This is a genomic window from Arthrobacter sp. Soil_C_49 (genome assembly GCF_057656635.1).
Window position 1 is genome coordinate 38797 of sequence record NZ_JBDGJZ010000014.1, and the last position, 16706, is coordinate 55502.

The 16706-nt window shown below is 63.7% G+C and carries 16 protein-coding genes; 7 read left to right on the plus strand and 9 right to left on the minus strand.

The features are described 5' to 3' along the window. Positions 1-43 precede the first annotated feature (43 nt). Together AC3A4Z_RS18590 and AC3A4Z_RS18595 are read right to left on the minus strand one after the other, a co-directional pair. Entirely contained in the window at positions 44-1255 is a 1212-nt protein-coding gene (locus AC3A4Z_RS18590) for an NAD-dependent epimerase/dehydratase family protein (RefSeq protein WP_498713183.1), read from the minus strand. Between the two features lie 188 nt (positions 1256-1443). After that, positions 1444-2148 carry an HAD hydrolase-like protein gene (locus AC3A4Z_RS18595; RefSeq protein ID WP_498713185.1) on the minus strand — a complete coding sequence of 235 codons (705 nt, stop codon included), beginning with the start codon at positions 2146-2148 and terminating at the stop codon, positions 1444-1446. A 75-nt stretch (positions 2149-2223) separates the two neighbouring features. On the opposite strand from AC3A4Z_RS18595, the gene AC3A4Z_RS18600 reads away from it, so the two are divergent. Beyond that, positions 2224-2691, plus strand: a complete 468-nt coding sequence (locus AC3A4Z_RS18600) for an Lrp/AsnC family transcriptional regulator (RefSeq protein ID WP_498713187.1) — start codon at positions 2224-2226, stop codon at positions 2689-2691. A gap of 35 nt (positions 2692-2726) precedes the next feature. Here the strand turns inward: AC3A4Z_RS18600 and AC3A4Z_RS18605 are convergent, their stop codons facing one another. After that, positions 2727-4139, minus strand: a complete 1413-nt coding sequence (locus AC3A4Z_RS18605; RefSeq protein ID WP_498713189.1) for an aldehyde dehydrogenase family protein — start codon at positions 4137-4139, stop codon at positions 2727-2729. After that, complete coding sequence (locus tag AC3A4Z_RS18610; RefSeq protein ID WP_498713364.1) at positions 4132-5184, minus strand: homoserine dehydrogenase; 1053 nt, start codon at positions 5182-5184, stop codon at positions 4132-4134. Before AC3A4Z_RS18610 ends, AC3A4Z_RS18605 begins: the two co-directional genes overlap by 8 nt. Positions 5185-5502: 318 nt before the next feature. Between AC3A4Z_RS18610 and AC3A4Z_RS18615 the strand changes: the two genes are divergently transcribed. Together AC3A4Z_RS18615 and AC3A4Z_RS18620 are read left to right on the plus strand one after the other, a co-directional pair. Continuing rightward, positions 5503-6921, plus strand: coding sequence for an amino acid permease (locus AC3A4Z_RS18615; RefSeq protein WP_498713191.1), 1419 nt, complete (start codon positions 5503-5505; stop codon positions 6919-6921). Positions 6922-7083: 162 nt separating this feature from the next. Beyond that, positions 7084-7887, plus strand: a complete 804-nt coding sequence (locus AC3A4Z_RS18620; protein WP_498713193.1) for an IclR family transcriptional regulator — start codon at positions 7084-7086, stop codon at positions 7885-7887. Here AC3A4Z_RS18620 and AC3A4Z_RS18625 read toward each other — a convergent pair. From AC3A4Z_RS18625 to AC3A4Z_RS18640, 4 genes are all read right to left on the minus strand, one after another. Beyond that, on the minus strand, positions 7884-8645 hold the full coding sequence (locus AC3A4Z_RS18625; protein ID WP_498713195.1) for an IclR family transcriptional regulator: 762 nt from the start codon (positions 8643-8645) through the stop codon (positions 7884-7886). The two genes, AC3A4Z_RS18620 and AC3A4Z_RS18625, sit on opposite strands and share 4 nt — an antisense overlap. A 31-nt stretch (positions 8646-8676) precedes the next feature. After that, a complete protein-coding gene (locus AC3A4Z_RS18630) occupies positions 8677-9429 on the minus strand; it encodes a cyclase family protein (RefSeq protein WP_498713196.1) in 753 nt (250 codons plus the stop codon). Beyond that, a complete protein-coding gene (locus AC3A4Z_RS18635) occupies positions 9426-9863 on the minus strand; it encodes a hypothetical protein (protein ID WP_498713199.1) in 438 nt (145 codons plus the stop codon). The genes AC3A4Z_RS18630 and AC3A4Z_RS18635 overlap by 4 nt, the downstream gene beginning before the upstream one ends. Before the next feature lie 290 nt (positions 9864-10153). After that, on the minus strand, positions 10154-10474 hold the full coding sequence (locus tag AC3A4Z_RS18640; RefSeq protein ID WP_498713201.1) for a hypothetical protein: 321 nt from the start codon (positions 10472-10474) through the stop codon (positions 10154-10156). 130 nt (positions 10475-10604) lie between these two features. Between AC3A4Z_RS18640 and AC3A4Z_RS18645 the strand changes: the two genes are divergently transcribed. Beyond that, positions 10605-10955 carry a hypothetical protein gene (locus AC3A4Z_RS18645; RefSeq protein ID WP_498713203.1) on the plus strand — a complete coding sequence of 117 codons (351 nt, stop codon included), beginning with the start codon at positions 10605-10607 and terminating at the stop codon, positions 10953-10955. Between the two features lie 96 nt (positions 10956-11051). Here the strand turns inward: AC3A4Z_RS18645 and AC3A4Z_RS18650 are convergent, their stop codons facing one another. Next, positions 11052-11882, minus strand: coding sequence for an IclR family transcriptional regulator (locus tag AC3A4Z_RS18650; RefSeq protein WP_498713205.1), 831 nt, complete (start codon positions 11880-11882; stop codon positions 11052-11054). Positions 11883-12031: 149 nt separating this feature from the next. Here AC3A4Z_RS18650 and AC3A4Z_RS18655 point away from each other — a divergent pair, with 149 nt between their 5' ends. From AC3A4Z_RS18655 to AC3A4Z_RS18665, 3 genes are read left to right on the plus strand one after another with little or no spacing between them, the layout of a single operon-like run. Next, the gene (locus AC3A4Z_RS18655) at positions 12032-14785 is read left to right on the plus strand and encodes an alpha-L-rhamnosidase (protein WP_498713207.1); all 2754 of its coding nucleotides are present in this window, start codon (positions 12032-12034) and stop codon (positions 14783-14785) included. Further along, positions 14782-15765 carry an alpha/beta hydrolase fold domain-containing protein gene (locus AC3A4Z_RS18660; RefSeq protein WP_498713209.1) on the plus strand — a complete coding sequence of 328 codons (984 nt, stop codon included), beginning with the start codon at positions 14782-14784 and terminating at the stop codon, positions 15763-15765. The genes AC3A4Z_RS18655 and AC3A4Z_RS18660 overlap by 4 nt, the downstream gene beginning before the upstream one ends. Further along, positions 15762-16706: an alpha/beta hydrolase gene (locus AC3A4Z_RS18665; RefSeq protein WP_498713211.1), complete on the plus strand. Its 945-nt coding sequence runs from the start codon at positions 15762-15764 to the stop codon at positions 16704-16706. The genes AC3A4Z_RS18660 and AC3A4Z_RS18665 overlap by 4 nt, the downstream gene beginning before the upstream one ends.

The following is a 16706-nucleotide window of genomic DNA, read 5'->3' on the forward strand; positions in this document are numbered from 1 at the left end:
CAAAGCCTAAACCGGGAAAACTGCCAGGTATTGTCGCAGGGAATTAAAGGGCCGCAGTCTCTCCCACAGACCATGTGACCTTGGGCAAAATGATAGACGGGTCGATGTTGTCCTTATAGCGGCGCGTGAATTCGAGCATGTTGGCCATCTCGGCCTGAAGCCGCTCTTCCTTGTTGGTGTGCGTATCCTGGATGGCCTCATGCAATTCCACTTCCGGTTGCAACTGACCGGCAGGTTCCTGGCGGGGGTTCTCGAGGTAATGGATTTCCGCCGAAGGATCGATCTCTGCCAGCTTTTGTGCGATTTCGCCAATGCTCAACCGATGGGCGTAATTGTGCATAATCATGTGTTCGCCCGGTTCAACATCGAGGTCGGCAAGCTTGAGGAAGTTATCGGCCGTGTCCGTGAGGCTGATCAAGCCGGTCTTCTGGGTACCGTCTCCATAGACAGTGAGGGGGTGGCCGATGACCATCTGGCAGATGAAACGGTTGAAAACCGTGCCGAAGACGGCGTCGTAATTGAACCGGGCCGCCAGGCTGCCACAGTCCTTTGAATGGTTTTCCGGAATGGTCGCGCCAAAGATGGTGGCCTGCTGGACGGTAATGACCTTCAAGTCCCACATCTTGGAGCAGAGGTCATCGATCAGCAGGTCGGCAATCTTTGACTGATGGTAAAAGTCGGTGGCCTGCATGGGCATGATGCTCTGCAGGATCTTGTGCTGCTTCCCTCGATGCTCGAAGGTGAAGTCGTGCCTGCCCAGCGGAATATAGTCGGTATCGGTGGCCATGTAGCAGCCGCCGGAGCCGAGCTTGATGTATGTGGTTTCTTTACTGCGTTCGGCGATGGCCCACAGCACATTCAGGTGGCCGACGATATTATTCGAGAATGTAGCGGCGGCGTTCTTGGCGCTGCTCATGGAGAACGGCGCGGAGGGCTGCTGGGCCGCGTTAATGACCACCGCCGGCCGGTACTTGGCCACCACATTTTCAACAGCCTGAGAGTCCAGAAGTTCGACCTTCTCAAACGACAAGTTCTTTTTACCGAAGATCCGCGTATAGTTCGCGATGCGGTTTTTGGGGCTTTCGAGCGGCACAAGGACCTTGGCCCCTGCCTCTTTTTCCCATCGGCGCTTGATGAGGTTATCCACCAGGACGACCTGCCGGTTTGTCCGGCTGGCCATGGCCAGCCCGAGCGTCCAGCCCAGATATCCGTCGCCGCCAAGAATCATGACGGTATTGCCGTTCAACTCATTCACAGTTCAATCCCATGTGAGAAATCCTGAATATGCGAAGGATCTAGCAGGTTTGTGATCTGTGAATCTAGAACAAGTGCTTCTGAAAGTCAATGAGCTTCACGAGGTCCATAGTGAAACCCGCACATCGGGAATTTGAAGAGCGCCGACCCCGAAAACATGCAATTACTCAACGAAAAATGCGGTATGGATTACGGCCCGTCGGCAATTTTGGACAGGACGGCTTCCAGTACCGCTTGTGGTGATGAGGTGACAAGGGCTGCCGCTGAAGCTTCTGACGCGGCGCCGTAGCCCCAGGAAGCGAAAAGGGTGGGTATCCCATGGGAGGCTGCACCGTCGACGTCGTAGCTTCTGTCGCCCACCATGACCGGATGTGACAGGTCCACGCCTGCACAGTCCAGCCGAAGCAGCAGTTCGGCAAGCACTTCCGCCTTGGACGATCTTCCCTCCCGGTCGGACGCCCCGCAGATGTTGACGAAGTAGTGTTCCAGTCCGAAGCGTCGTGCCAGGAGGATGGCTTGGTCCTCAACTTTGGAGGTGGCTACGGCCATTGGAACGCCGGCGGTGGTGAGCCGCTCCAGCAGCTCACGGATTCCCTCGTACAGGCTTGACTGGCTGGCTCCCTCGTTTGCGTAGGTTTGCCGGTAATGCCTTAGGGCCTTTTGCGCTGTTTCCTCGTCGAGTCCGGCTGGCCCTCGGAAAGATTCAATCATCGGCGGGCCTATATATGCGCGCAGTTCTGCCAGGGAGGGGACCGGGGCGCCCACTGCAGCCAGCGCTTTGGCAGCGCTGGCCGTCACCCCTGCTGCTGAATCGAGCAGGGTTCCGTCCATGTCGAACAGTACGCAGCTGAAAGGGCTCTCTACGGTCTGATTCTGCTGCTGCGGAAGTATCATCGGTCTTTGGGCCCGTCTGTGAACCGGGTTGGTTCACGGTGTGTTGGCGGAGTCTTTTGGCGGTGAAGGGTGGACATGGATCGAGCGAGCCTTGATCAGATCGATCAGGAAATCCTTTCGGAGCTGATGAAAAACGGCCGTATGAGCCACGCCGAGCTGGCATCGAAGGTCCTGCTTTCCCGAAACGCGGTGCGCCAGCGGATCGATCGGATGGAACGGCTGGGTTACATCCAGGGCTATACGGTTGTTTCGGGTACGCCGGGCCAGGGCGGTGTTTCCGCATTTTTTATGGTTTACCGGAAGGACCGGGTGCGGGGCTCAGACGTTATCGCTGTTCTGCAGTCCATCCCGGAAGTCGTTCTCTGCGACGTGGTAAGCGGCGATTTTGACCTGTTGGTGCGGGTCGAAGCACGATCCCTTGAACGGATCCAGGACATTTGGGAGCAGATAGCTGCGCTTCCAGGGGTGACTGACACGGTCACGGCGATGACTCTTTCCAGCTATGTCCGGCGGAGTCCTGGCGGGTCCCGGCCCGGGAGTTAGCTCCGGGGGACGGGATGACCGTCCCCCGGGGCTCTCTAGCGCTTGACGCAGATGACCTTTGGCTGTGTCATCTCCTCGTACGCGAAGCGGACACCTTCCCGGCCCATGCTGCCGTACTTGGAACCGCCGAACGGCATACCGTCAAAGCGGTAGTCGGAGGAGTCGTTAATCATGACTCCGCCTGCGTCGAGACGTTTGGCGGCATCCATGGCTGTGTTCAGGGAGCTGGTAAATATTCCTGCATGCAGGCTGAACTCCATGGCATTCGCAGCTTCCACCGCTTCGTCAAAGGTGCCGAAAGGCTGCAGCATGACCACGGGACCGAACACTTCTTCCTCCCACAACCTGCTTGCGGCAGGAACATTCTCTAGGACCGTGGGCTGAAGCACGTTGCCGTCGCAGCTATTGCCGGCCAGGCACACAGCACCGTCGTCAACGGCCTCGTCCAGCTTCGCCTTGAGTTGGCGCACGGCGCGTCCGTTGATCATTGGACCAACGTCGGTGCGCTCGTCAAAGGGGTCACCGACCACCAAGCGGGCAGTTTCCTCCAGGAAGCGGTGGCGGAACCTGGCATACAGGGGCTCCGCGATGAGGATCCGCTGCACTCCTACGCAGTTCTGCCCCGCAGCCCAGAAGGCGCCGGAGACGCAGGACTCCACTGCTGTTTCGAGGTCCGCGTCTGCCATCACGATGACCGGGGCATTCCCGCCAAGGTCCATGGATAGCCTTTTCAGTCCTGCGGTGCGTGCGATGCTCTCTCCGGTGGAGAAGCCCCCCGTAAAGGACACCATCCGGACGTCACGGGTCCTGATGATGGCTTCAACCACCTCACGTCCTCCATGGACAACCGTGAGTATCCCCTCGGGAAGCCCGCTCTTGGCAAATGCGTCGGCGAGCAGTTGCGCGGACAGGGGAGTCAGCGCGGAAGGCTTGAGGATGACGGCGTTGCCCGCGGCGATGGCCGGGCCGATCTTGTGCGCCACCAGGTTCAGCGGATCATTGAACGGCGTAATGGCCGCGATGATGCCCAGCGGCTCGCGGGAGTACCACCCTGTCCGGTCCTCTGAGCCTTCGTAGGAGTCAAAGGGGATGACTTCCCCGGCATTTCTGCGCGCTTCGGCCGCCGACAGGCGCAGTGTATTGACTGCCCGCAGCACTTCCTTGCGCGCCTGCCGGATGGTTTTGCCGCTTTCGGCGGTGATGGTCTGCGCGAACTCCTCGCTCCGTGCCTCGATGTCCGCCGCTGCTGAGTCCAGGATCTTTCCACGGGCATGGCGGGAGAGCGCCCGGGCCCTTCGGACGCCATCCCGGGGGGCCCTTAAGATGTCTTCCGCGGCTGATGCCGGGGTGACGGCGACAGCACCGACCACCGCGCCGTCGTAGGGGCTTTCTACCTCATGGAACGAAGGCGATGCCTGGTCCACGGCTGCCACGGTCGATTCAAACATGTGCGATCATCCTGCTCTTTTCGGCATGGATGGCGATGATGTCCGACAGCAGTGCGAATGCCGTCTCCACCCGCCCGGCCCCGGGTCCCGAGACCGTGACCGGACCGAGTAGGTCAGTGCTGAAGGATACGGCGTTCGCAGCCCCGGAGATACCTGCCAGCCCGTGGTCCAGTGGGAGGGCAACCGGTCCGACGGCGGCCGTTACCGTTCCGTCAGGCTTGCGTTCTGCTGACCCCACCAGTTTCCAGCGCCGGCCTTCGCGTGCCGCCTGGCGTATATCCTCGGGTGTCAGGCTGGAAATGCCCTGCCGCTGCACGTCGGCCAGCTGGATGCGCGCTCCGAGAAGCTCATTGGCGAGGATCAAAACCTTGAGCTGGACGTCATAGCCTTCGATGTCTGCGGCCGGGTTTGCCTCTGCATAACCGAGCTGCTGGGCTTCGCTGATGGCCTCCTCGAAGGCCAGTCCTCCCTCCATCCTGCCGAGCACATAATTGCTGGTGCCATTCAGGATGCCTTCGAAGCCGTTCAGCTTCAGGCCGGCAAACATCTTTTTTGCCAGCCGGATGACCGGGGTGCCGCTCATTACAGCACCCTCGAACTCAAAGTGCACGCCGTTCCGTTCAGCGAGTCCGGTCAGCTCGGCTCCCCTCAGTGCTACGGGGCCCTTGTTGGTGGTGCACACACTCTTGCCCGACTCCAAAGCCCACTGCACGTGGGAGACTGCCGGCTCGCCGTCGTCCGGGTTGGTGAAGGTCGCTTCGCAGATGATGTCAGCGGTGCAGCTGCGGATCACGCGCTCGTTGTCCGGCTCAGCCGATCCGCCATGGTCAGCGAACGTCTCGCTGCCTGTGCCCAGCCCCAGGGCCATGGCCAGGTCTATTCCTTCATCCTGCACCAGCGAACCCAGGCGCAGATCCGTTATCGCCACCACCCGGAGCCCGAATCCGAGCTCGGTGCGGAGGGTATCGCCGCGCGCGGCGACCAGCTCTGCCAGCGTCCGGTTCACGCCGCCGAAACCAATCAAGGCTATGTCGTAGGTGGTCATCATGCTCCTTCAGTCAGTTACGTCAGTGCTCCCATCCTGTGGCCTGCGGGTGTCAGTCCAAGCATGTGCATCTGCCCGAAACAGATGCCGAAGTGACCAGAACGAGGACGAAATGACATCCGCGCCGAAAGCGCAGGCCGCTCAACATAGACATCTCTTTATGAGTTTGATGACTAAAAGGCGCCATTCGTGTTACCTTCATCACTGTCGAGGCGCAGTCCTTCTCGAAAGCAATCCGATCAACAGGAGCAATGCGCCCAAAGTCCGCACCTACCCCTTTCAACGCCGGAGGCACTCTTGCAACCCCCAAATCCCCTTATGCTTGACCAGCATCCAGACTCGCCGCCGTCGGTGGAGTCGGGACTTCGACGCTCCATGGGCCCACGGCACCTGGTCATGATCGCCATGGGTGGCGTGATCGGCTCAGGACTGTTCCTCAGTTCGGGCTACACCATCTCCCAGGCCGGACCGCTCGGCGCCGTCATCGCATACCTCATCGGCGCCTTCGTGGTGTACCTGGTGATGGCCTGCCTGGGTGAACTCGCCATCGCCTACCCGGTGTCCGGCGCATTCCACATCTACGCCGCGCGCTCCATCGGCCCCGCTACCGGATTCGCCACCGCCTGGCTGTACTGGCTGTGCTGGGCCGTGGCCATCGGCTCAGAGTTCACCGCGTCAGGCCTGCTGATGCAGCGGTGGTTCCCGGACGTCGAGGTCTGGTTCTGGTGCCTGGTGTTTGGCGCCGTCCTCTTCGGCTTCAACGCCGTCTCCTCCAAGTTCTTCGGCGAGTCCGAGTTCTGGTTCGCCATCGTCAAGGTCGCCGCCATCATCGGCCTCATCGTCCTTGGCGGTGCAGCGCTGGTCGGTTTCCATCCGCTGAGCGCAGGCGGCAGCCACCCCAACCTGTTCGAGAATTTCAACACCGAAGGCGGGCTGTTTCCCAACGGCTTTACAGGTGTCCTGATCACGGCGCTCGCGGTCTTTTACGCCTTCTCCGGGTCGGAACTTATCGGCGTCGCCGCCGGTGAAACAAAGGACCCGGCCACCAGCATCCCCAAGGCGATGCGCACCACAGTGATCCGCCTGCTCATCTTCTTCGTCGGCGCCATCGCCGTCATTGCGGCCACCATCCCCTACAGCGAGGTAGGACTGGACGAAAGCCCGTTCGTGACTGTCTTCTCCGCCATCGGTTTCCCGTTCGCCGCCGATGTCATGAACTTTGTGATAATCACCGCGCTCCTGTCCGCGGGCAACAGCGGCCTGTTCTCCTGCGCCCGCATGCTGTATTCCCTCGCGGACGAGGGCCACGCGCCTCAGGCCCTGAAAAAACTGACCCGCCGCGGGATACCCCTGACTGCACTCTCAGTCAGCATGCTGGGCGGCCTCGCCTCCCTCATCAGCAGTGTGGTGGCACCGGAGACGGTCTACCTGGTCCTGGTCTCCGTAGCGGGTTTCGCCGTGGTGGGGGTCTGGATGTCGATCACCGCCTCACATTTCTTCCACCGCCGCGCTTTCCTCCGCAACGGAGGCGACATCACCACACTCACCTACAAGGCCCCGTTGTACCCGCTTGTGCCCATCCTGGCCTTCACCCTGTGCGTGATTTCCTTGATCGGTATCGCCTTTGACCCCACGCAGGTCGCTGCTCTGTACTTCGGCATTCCCTTCGTGGCTGCCTGCTACGGATTCTTCTACCTCAAGTACGGCCGCAAGACCCGCCTTGAGCGGGTGTCCTGACCCGGGACGGTAATGGGGTTTTGGGGCCGGCAGCTGAAGCTGCCGGCCCCGCAGCCGTCTGCCCTGGGGTAGCACCGCCGGGCTGCACATCCCTTCCGATGTCCCTGGGCCCTGTTCGTGGTAGTGCCGGGATAGGCTGGATTCCGGGCGGAAGGAGCAACAATGGCCGATACTTCCCCGGAAGCGTCATCGATGGCGCAGGGGCTTCGGATTGTGCGGTTTGTGGCCGACCGGGAGAAATCCGGCAGGCAGCTTTCAGGTGTCTCCCAGCTGGCCGCCGAACTGCAGATGGAGCAGAGCAGGGTCTCCCGGCTGACGCAGGAGCTATGCGACCTCGGGCTCCTTGAGCGCGTAGACCGGGGTCCCTTCCGCGTTGGGCCGAGGTTTTTTAGCCTTGGGGCCTGCCTCAATACCGGCTGGGTGCGGGAGGCCGCGCCGGAGTTGGAGCGGCTTGTTGCCTTGCTGGGGCTCCGAGCCCGTATTTCTGTCCTTGACGGACATCGCGTCATTCTGCTGCGGGCCTCCAGCACTGATGCCGTCGCCGGAAGCTTCGTGAAACCAGGCATGGTCACCCCTGCCTGGTGCACCGGAGCCGGGCGCGCCCTGTTATGGGATCACAAACAACGCGAACTTCAGGCACTGCTGAAAGACGTGAATTTTATTGGTGTTGGCGGCCCGGAGGCGGCGCACTCGGCACTGGAAGTCTGGGAGCTGATGGCCCGTGACCGCAGCGCAGGCTATGTCACCGCCGCCGAGGAGTTCGAGCATGGAATTGTTGAACTGGCCGTGCCCATCCGTGAGGCCGCAGGGAACATCGTTGCCTCACTCAGCGTCCTGGGTGGCCGTGGGGCCATAGGATCCAGCGCCGGCAACATCGCTGCTGTCCTGGCGGACTCTGCCGGGCGGCTCGGGTCGGTTCCTTTCGGACGGGCCGAGCCGGAAAGAGAAGTGGGACTGACCGGCTAGGGCAAGTAGCCAAGGACCCTTTCAAGCCGCTTTCCATGCGCAACCAGAGCCTCTGCGCAGGCCTCCTGGCGGGGTTCCAGGCGCAGTTTGGGCCCGACGATTTGCAGGGCGGCCACCACATCACCCTTGAAGTCCCGAATAGGCACGGCCAAGGAGTAAAGCCCGGGTTCTGCCTCTTCATCGACGATCGAATACCCGCGCGAGCGCGCCCGCTTCAGCCGGGCCAGGAAGTCCACTACGCCGGTGGGTGTCTTGGGTCCGTGGCGGACGAACTCGACGTCGGAGAACACGGTGTGCACCTCATCGTCCGACGACTCCCACAATAGAGCCTGGCCGGCGTCACTACAGTAGGCGGGGTAGGGCCGGCCCAGCCAGGACCCCACCATGTTGCTGCTCTTCGGGACACTCTCGCCGATAGTGACTGTGCTGTTTCCGCTCAGGACGCCCAGGAAGCAGCCCTCGTCGGTTTCCCGGGCGAGGCTTTCCAGGACGGCGGCACCATCAATCTCCAGGCGCCTGCCGGTCAGCAACTGCGCGTCCGTCAACAGCGACCAATCCACGGCAAAGGTGCGCTCCGGCGTGCGGCGCAGAAACCCTTCCAGCTCGCCTGTGCGCAGGCTGCGTGACACCTGGCTTCGGTCCTTACCCATGTCCGCTGCGATGTCCGCTACTGTCCCCCCGGGAAGTCCCCGCGCATGGCGCGAACCGGCTGCCAGGACGGCCATGATCCCCCGGCCCATGCTGGACGTCTTTGACATAGCTCCACTCTAGACGAGGGCTGCCCGGCCTTCAGGAGATGGCAAACACCCTTGCCGGAAAGCCGCTGCCACCCAAGGGCTTGGCCCAGGTCGCGACGATGGCAGCACCTGCTTCCGGCAAACTGTCCAGGTTTGCCAGCAGTTCAATTTGCCAGCGATCCCGGGCCAGGACATAGGTTTCGAGACTGAAGTCCTGGCGGGAGGTGGCAAGACCAGGATCGGTGTCTGTTTGTTCGTGGCCAACAGCTGCAATGGAGCGCTGTTCGATAAGGAAGGAAAGCACCTCCTGGGACCAGCCGGGTGTGTGGCTCAAGCCCTCGGCATCCCGGTTAGCCATTGCTTCCGCGTCCGGCCAGCGCCTGCTCCATCCGGTGCGCAAAGCGACGAAGGAGCCCGGTGGAATGGCACCGTTCCGGTTCTCCCACTCGATAACATCCGCGAGGACCGGGGCAGCATCGGGGTCATCGCTGACGCGGTCGGTGATATCCAGGACTACAAGTGGAAGGATCATGTCCTCCACAGGAATCTGGTCCAGCGTCCTGCCGCCGGGGATGAAGTGGGACGGCGGGTCCACGTGGGTTCCCCACTGTCCAACGATTGCATAGCGATGAGCGGTAAAACCATCGCCCTTCTCCAGGTCGAAAAGGCGTTCCCGAACTTCGTTCGGGAACGCGGGGAAGTGTGGCTGGTCGGGATGGAAAGCATGGGTCAGATCAGTGAATGAGGTGCCCTGCAGCACCGACTGCAGGCCGGCCCAGATGGCAACGCTGGTAGTTCGTGTCATGATGCCGCCGCTCCAACATGCTCTTTATCCTGTGAACTGGCTGCGACACTTACTGGCCCCGTCACTTCAATCACGGGCAGTTCCCACGGATGGATGTCAACGATCTGGCGCAGGAAGCGTTCCACGACCGCATCCTCAAGGGTGGCGTTGAAGTAGGTGGTGTAGACGAAAGTCGGCGAGAAGGTTTGCTCTCCCACCTCGCCAAGCGTGGGGGTAGCACCCGCGGAGCACGTGAAACCCTCGAAACCCAGGCCGGATTCAAAAACGTGTTTGTAGTTGCCGAAGTTGCCAAGATCCTGGAACTGCTCCACGGCCCGAAGCAACGTTGCAAGGCCTTGGTCGTCCTTCAGCGCCTCCGCCCCGCCGGCAGCTATCTGCGCGAACGTCTCGGTGCTGATAGGCCAGTGGACCCTTAGCTTTCGGACTGAGTTCATCTGGACTTTCACAGGCTTCTCTTCTCTTCGACGGGAGTTCTGTGACCATGGTTACACATGCCAATAGTCATTACAAGCATAAAGAAATGCTCATCCTGAAGGTCGCGGTATCCGAGCGGCTTGGACCCGACTCTCGCGGGCCGGCACCAAAAAGCATTGTCAAACCGCTAAAAAGGCGAAGTCGGGGACATAACTGATGCCCAAGACGTCATCTCGAGAATTCGAGCCTGCGCCCTCCGGCGCGACCAGCTGAAAGTCTCCATCGAATCGGCCGCACACGGGCGTACATCTCACCGGTAGGCAGTCTCGACAGGCCGGGGGGTCAGCTGACCGGAGATTGCTGAACCTGTTTTGACCAGCCAGCGTCCGTCCTCGTCGGTGCCCTCGCCGAATGGACTGGCGCCGTCAGCCGGCGTGCCCGAGCTGCTAAAGCGGGTGTAGTAGGAAGTTCCGTCGTCACAGAAACCCTGGAACCCGTAGTCACCAATGGGCTCCATCCCCGACTTGCTCACGTCAGCGCAGATCGTCCCGTCAATGAGCTTCAGGTAGACGTAATCGCCCTGAAGGTGGGGACTTGATCGTTCGGTCCCCTTGAACGGGAGTCCTCGCATGATCCGCCAAGTCAGGTCCGGCTCGAGGCAAGCGTATTCTTCCGCAGCCGCCGGGTTGCTGATGCAAAGCGCGTCTGGGGCGTGCCCTTGGGACGGTTCATAGACACACATGTAGCCGTCGGATCTGTCGGTGACGCGCGAAACGTCGCACCAGTTGTCTTCCGACGGGTTCAGCAAGACCGTCGGCGCGGAGGATGCGAATGCATCCTCCGCCCATGGGTCGACAGTGATGATTTGGGTGCCATCGGCGGAGGACGACGCCGCCGGCGCTACAGCCGGCGCGGAAGATGACGTCGTGGGCAGGGGTGATGACGTAGCTGACGAGGGTTCCAAAGTGTTGGAAGGGCCGGTTTCGGCCGTGCTGCAGCCGGACAGCACCCCAAGAGCAACGAAGACGCGGAAAATGCGGGAGTTGTGCATCAGGGCCTCCGTGGTGCGACGCGATCAGCCCATTGTGATCCTGGGATACGGCGCTGCCTAGGGGCTTCCCTCCCCGATCTTCACAAGCCATCACCCCATATGTTGTTGGGTTGAAGAGGCCATAGCAGGGCGGCGAATCGGGCGCGGCGGCAGGCGACTACCCCTCTGAGTGCGTCCGCACGTCAGGGCTGACTTCGGCAAGGTGGCCCAGGTTCCTCGACACGGCGCGCGCCGTGGCCCGGACCGCCGGGGCCAGTACGTTGGGCGGCGTGGAGCCGTCCGGCACCACGATGGACAGCGCCGCCACTACCGCGCCCTGCGCGTCGAAAATCGGCGACGCCACCGACACCGTCCGGGACGGCGCTGAGCGGCGGATCATGGCAACGCCCGTGCGTCGCACATCGGACAGGGTCCGGCGCAGCTGGCCCTCCGGCATGTGCTCCACCCCGGGCTCATTTTCCGGTGGCTTCCGGAGCGTCGCCTCCTGGAACTGCTGATCCGCGCCGGCCAGCAGGACCAGCCCGACGGCGGTGCTCCGCAGCGGCGCGCGGCCGCCCACCCGGTACGCCACTTCCGTTGCGTCCTTGGAGGACAACCGCTCGATCAGCACCGCCTCCTCGTTGTCCCGGACGGCCAGCAAAACGTGGTGCCGGGTCACCTCAAACAGGTCCTCAAGGTAGGGCAGCGCAATCTCGCGGACCCCGTGGCCGCGCGGTGACAGGGACGCCACCTCCCAGAGCCGGACCCCCACAACGTACCTGCCGTCGTCGAGCCTTTCCAATGCGCCCCACGCCACCAGCCGGGCGATCAGGCGCAGCGCTGTGGGCGCGGGCATCCCGGCATGGCGTGCCAGTTCAGAGAGAGTCAGCGCACGACGGCGGTCCGAAAAGACAGCGAGCAGGCTCAGCGCCCGGTCAATCACCGGTTCGCCCTGTTTGGGCCGTTTGCCGCGGGCGGGAGTGGTGTCGGTGTCCGGGGGGACAGTCATGGCGGGAGTTCCTTGCGCCGGTGGAAGTTCGGACCGGTGTCCGTGAGCTATCCCACAATACTATTCCAACCAATGAAAGAAGCCTGTGGGCTGCCGCCCGTCCGAAAGGAAGCTGGAATCTCAGCTGTCCACGTTCAGGAGCCTCCTGCATGACTTCCACCAGTCTCGACGCCGGCGTCGGGGAAACCCTCCTGGCCCCGGCCGCCCCCACCCGGCTCCGTGTGGAGCACCTCCCCGAGGCAATGGGCATCACCAACACAACTCCCCGTCTCAGCTGGACGCCCCCGGTTGGAACAACAGCTCAGACCGCCTACCAAATCACCGCCAGCAACGGCTGGGACACCGGCCGGGTAGATTCCGAGCAGCACCTTATGGTGCCCTACGCCGGCCCGGCACTGCAGTCCCGCAGCCGCTTCGAGTGGCGGGTGCGGACCTGGACCACGGATGCCAGCGGCGCCGAAATGCTCAGCCCCTGGTCCGACCCCATGCTGGTGGAACTCGGACTCCTGCACCCTTCCGAATGGAAAGCGCAATGGATCGGCCCCGAGGAGCCGGACGTCCCGGCCCCCGGCGAACGGCCCGGCTATGCGCTCGAGAAGGCCTTCACGCTGGAGGCCGCCCCTGATTCAGCTCGCATCTATGCCACTGCCCACGGTATCTATGAGCTGTTCCTCAACGGACAGCGCGTGGGCGACCAGCAGCTCACCCCCGGCTCCACCAGCTACAACACCACCCTCCAGGTCCAGACCTATGACGTCACCGCACTCCTGCGTCCCGGCGCCAACACCCTCCGCGCCGTCCTCACGGACGGCTGGTACCGCGGCACCTTCGGCTTTACGCGCGACGCCGACATGTACGGGACGCACACCGCTCTCCTTGCGCAGCTGGAGCTGCAGTCCGGGGACAGCAGGACCGTCATCGGCACCGATGCGTCCTGGCTGGTCTCACCAACCGATATCCTCAGCGCAGACCTCATGGCCGGCCAGCGCGTGGACTTCCGGGCGCCGGCAGCAAACGGAACCGCCGCAGCCCCGGCGAGTGCCGCCGTCGTCCGTGACGGCAACTACCATGCCCTTACCGGCCCGGTGGCACCGCCCACTCGAATCGTGGAGGAACTCGCGCCGGTAGCCATCACCCGCCTCGCGAGCGGCCATCAGGTGGTGGACTTCGGCCAGAACATCCACGGCTGGGTGCGCCTCACCAGGCTCGGCGCACCGGGGGACAGGGTCACCCTCGTATACGGCGAGGCGCTGGCGGCCGACCGTGACGTGACCCAGGACCACCTGCGCCCGCTCGACTTCCGCCACCCCGGGCAGTTCCTGTCCGCCGGGCAGGTGGACGAGGTGACGGCGTCGGGCGCTCCGGGTGAAGTATTCGAACCGCGGCATACTACTCACGGCTTTCAGTACGTGTCGGTTAAGGGCCTCGGTGCAGACCTAACGTCGGAGGTCATCACCGCCTGCCTGGTCCAGACCGACCTGGAACCGCTCGGCACCTTTAACTGCAGCGACGATCGCTTGAATAGGCTTCACGAGATTGTGCGGTGGAGCTTCCGGGACAACTCCTGCGAGGTCCCTACGGACTGCCCGCAAAGGGAAAAGGCAGGCTGGACGGGGGATTGGCAGCTGTTTATACCCACAGCCGCATATCTTTTCGACGTCGCCGGCTTCTCGCGGAAGTGGCTCAACGACGTTCGTGCCGACCAGTGGGAGAACGGCGTTATTGCCAACATCTCCCCGTCGCCCGGCCCGGCCACCACCTCGGCGGAATTTATGGCCTTTGTAAATGGTTCTGCCGGCTGGGGCGATGCCATGGTGATGGTGCCGTCGGAGCTGTACCTGGCCACCGGCGATGCCGGCATCCTCGCCGAAAACTGGGACGCTATGAACCGCTGGGTGGACTTCGTCCGGACCACGGCAGAATCCCGCCGGCACCCGGACCGCGAGGCGGCCAGCCCCATGCCTGCGCCGCATGAGAAGTACCTTTGGGACACCGGCTTTCACTGGGGCGAATGGATGGAACCGGACGGCCCGGAACCGGATCTTTTCGCCGCCCGCTCTGCCGACCATGGCATTGTGGCCACCGCCTACTACCGGAACAGCACCGCCCTGCTCGCCAGGATTGCCGCGGTCCTCGGCCACAAGGAGGAAGCCGCCGCGCTCACCGAACTGTCCGAAAACGTCCGGCACGCCTGGGAAACGGAATACCTCGACGCCGCCGGGCACGTCACCGAACCGAGCCAGGCCAACTGCGTGCGTGCCCTTGCGTTTGGCCTCGTCGGCGAGGAAAAGCGCGCCGCCGTGACGGCCCAGCTCGTCGAACTGATCCGGGCCGCGGACACGCACGTGGGGACCGGCTTCCTGGCCACGCCCTATTTGCTGCCCGTCCTGGCGGACAACGGTGAACTGGACCTCGCCTACGAGCTGCTGATGCAGGACTCGGAACCGTCCTGGCTGGTGATGGTGGACCGCGGCGCCACCACCATGTGGGAGCTCTGGAACGGCATCGACGGCGACGGCACCCCGCACCAGTCCCTGAACCACTACAGCAAGGGCGCAGTGGTGTCCTTCCTCCACCGCTACACCGCCGGCATGCGCCAGGCCCCCGGCAGCGCTGGCTACGAGCGGATCATCATCGAGCCGCGCCCCGGCGCGGGGCTCACGTCCGCGGCCACCTCCCATCAAGGACCTCACGGCCTGATTGAAGTGGAATGGACAGCGGACGACGGCGGCCTGCAGCTGAGTGCCACCGTCCCGGCCGGGACCACCGCCGAAGTCCGCCTGCCCGGCACGCCTCCCGCCGTCGTCGGACCCGGGAAGCACCACTTTGACACCGCCACCGGCGGAACTGCCGAAGCACCCCAGCCTGCCGAAAACCCCCAGCTTGTAAGGAGCGCGCCATGAGTGTCAACGAAGCCACCGAGGTCTACGAAACTGATACTGCCCGGCCCGGAGGTGTGGACGTTCCCCCGTTCCCGGTCTTCGACGCCCCGGGCCTGCCCAAAAACGTCTCGGACGTTTCCGCAGTGCACCGCGAAGTCACCTATGCGCGGGCTATCGGGTTCCGGCCGCTCAAGATGGACATCTGGCTGCCGCGCCATGCCACGGCGCCCGTGCCGCTGGTGGTGTGGGTTCACGGCGGAGCCTTCCAGTTGGGCGACCGCCGCGAACTGCCGCCCACCTTTGCCCCGGACTCGGTGTTCCGCCTGCTCAACGAGGCGGGGATTGCCTGCGCCACCGTGGACTACCGGCATTGCCTGGAGGCGCCGTTCCCGGCGCAACTGCACGACCTGAAGGCGGCCGTCCGCTACCTGCGCGAATATGCGGCGGACCTCGGCGTTGATCCGGAACGGTTCGGCGCCTGGGGCGAATCCGCGGGCGGCCACCTGGTAGCCCTGCTCGGACTGACCAGCGGAAGGGAGCACCTGCACGGCGGGCTCGGGGCGCAGGGGCACTCGAGCGGCGTCAGCGCCGTCGTCGACTTTTACGGTGTCTCCTCGCTCGTGGATATACCGCCGATGAACACTCCGGAAGGGCTCTTCCCGCCCGCGCTGACCGCCGCTGTTCCGGCCGGAATGTCCCTGCAGCCCGAGTACATGCTGGTGGGCGGCTCCGACGATCCCGCACTGCTGGCTGCGGCTAGCCCGGTCAGCTACGTCACCGCCGACGCGGCGCCGTTCCTGCTCATCCACGGCGACTGTGACGGCCTGGTTCCGCACTCCCAGACCGAGCTCCTGGCCGCGGCGCTGACGGAAGCAGGCGTGGAGCATGAAGTGGTCACCATCAAGGGTGGCGACCACTGCTTCTTCGGGGCCGAGGACCAGCTGGCCTCCATTCTTGCTGCCGCCGTCGGCTTCTTCGCCGAGAAGCTGGGCCGGCCATGACAGTCCGGCAGGGGGAGGCGTCCATACCGTCCGACGGCGGGACGCTCGCCCCTGACGCAGGTTTCGCCTTGTACATGGCGGCACCCGAAGGCCCGGAAACCCTGCCCAGCCAGGTGGGCCCCGACGTGCCCATCCGCACGGTGACCGCAGAGGGGCGGCGCGGGCCGGTAGACATCCGGATCTACGGTGTGCCGTCCTCCACGGCCGGGCCGGCATTGGTGTGGCTGCACGGCGGCGGCTTCGTCAGCGGCAGCCTTGATATGCCCGAGTCCGACTATCTGGGGCGCGTGCTCGCCGCCTCCGGGATCCCCGTCCTGTCGGTGGACTACCGGCTGGCCCGCGACGGCGTGCACTTCCCCGTGCCCCATGAGGACGCGCTGGCGGCCTGGTTTTGGATCCGCCGGAACGCCGCCGGACTCGGACTGGATCCGGAGCTTCTGTGCCTGGGCGGCGCGGGCGCTGGCGGTAACCTCGCCGTGGGGGCCGCACTGTACCTGACCGACGCCGGCAAGCCGCTCCCCGCGAAGCTCCTGCTGGCGTATCCCTTCCTTCATGCTGAACTCCCGCCGCCCGCCGGCGGACTGGACGAGGCGGTAATGGCGACGCTGCCCCGGCACCTGCGCTTCACCCTTGAGGATTGCGTGCGGAATGCCGAGAACTACGTGGGCGGGCCGGTGAGTATGGCGTCCTCCTATGCGATGCCCGGCTATGCCGATCCGTTCGGACTGCCGCCGACGGCCATCGTCGCCTGCGAGTACGACGACGTCCGCGGCTCCTCGGAGCTTTTCGCCGCCAACCTGGAACAGGCCGGAGTGCCGGTGTCCTACTTCCTGGCCCGCGGCGCCGTCCACGGCCACCTCAACCACGCGGCCGGCAGTCCGGAGGCGCAGCCCGTCCTGGATTACCTGGCCCATGAGCTGGCGTCCGTCAAAGCGGTATAG

Coding starts and splice junctions, on each gene's coding strand:
- AC3A4Z_RS18630 (WP_498713196.1), bottom strand. CDS start 9,429: ATGACACGAACTACCAGCGTTGCCATCTGGGCCGGCCTGCAGTCGGTG.
- AC3A4Z_RS18615 (WP_498713191.1), top strand. CDS start 5,503: ATGCTTGACCAGCATCCAGACTCGCCGCCGTCGGTGGAGTCGGGACTT.
- AC3A4Z_RS18620 (WP_498713193.1), top strand. CDS start 7,084: ATGGCCGATACTTCCCCGGAAGCGTCATCGATGGCGCAGGGGCTTCGG.
- AC3A4Z_RS18610 (WP_498713364.1), bottom strand. CDS start 5,184: ATGACCACCTACGACATAGCCTTGATTGGTTTCGGCGGCGTGAACCGG.
- AC3A4Z_RS18650 (WP_498713205.1), bottom strand. CDS start 11,882: ATGACTGTCCCCCCGGACACCGACACCACTCCCGCCCGCGGCAAACGG.
- AC3A4Z_RS18600 (WP_498713187.1), top strand. CDS start 2,224: ATGGATCGAGCGAGCCTTGATCAGATCGATCAGGAAATCCTTTCGGAG.
- AC3A4Z_RS18605 (WP_498713189.1), bottom strand. CDS start 4,139: ATGTTTGAATCGACCGTGGCAGCCGTGGACCAGGCATCGCCTTCGTTC.
- AC3A4Z_RS18655 (WP_498713207.1), top strand. CDS start 12,032: ATGACTTCCACCAGTCTCGACGCCGGCGTCGGGGAAACCCTCCTGGCC.
- AC3A4Z_RS18640 (WP_498713201.1), bottom strand. CDS start 10,474: ATGCGAGGACTCCCGTTCAAGGGGACCGAACGATCAAGTCCCCACCTT.
- AC3A4Z_RS18635 (WP_498713199.1), bottom strand. CDS start 9,863: ATGAACTCAGTCCGAAAGCTAAGGGTCCACTGGCCTATCAGCACCGAG.
- AC3A4Z_RS18595 (WP_498713185.1), bottom strand. CDS start 2,148: ATGATACTTCCGCAGCAGCAGAATCAGACCGTAGAGAGCCCTTTCAGC.
- AC3A4Z_RS18665 (WP_498713211.1), top strand. CDS start 15,762: ATGACAGTCCGGCAGGGGGAGGCGTCCATACCGTCCGACGGCGGGACG.
- AC3A4Z_RS18660 (WP_498713209.1), top strand. CDS start 14,782: ATGAGTGTCAACGAAGCCACCGAGGTCTACGAAACTGATACTGCCCGG.
- AC3A4Z_RS18625 (WP_498713195.1), bottom strand. CDS start 8,645: ATGTCAAAGACGTCCAGCATGGGCCGGGGGATCATGGCCGTCCTGGCA.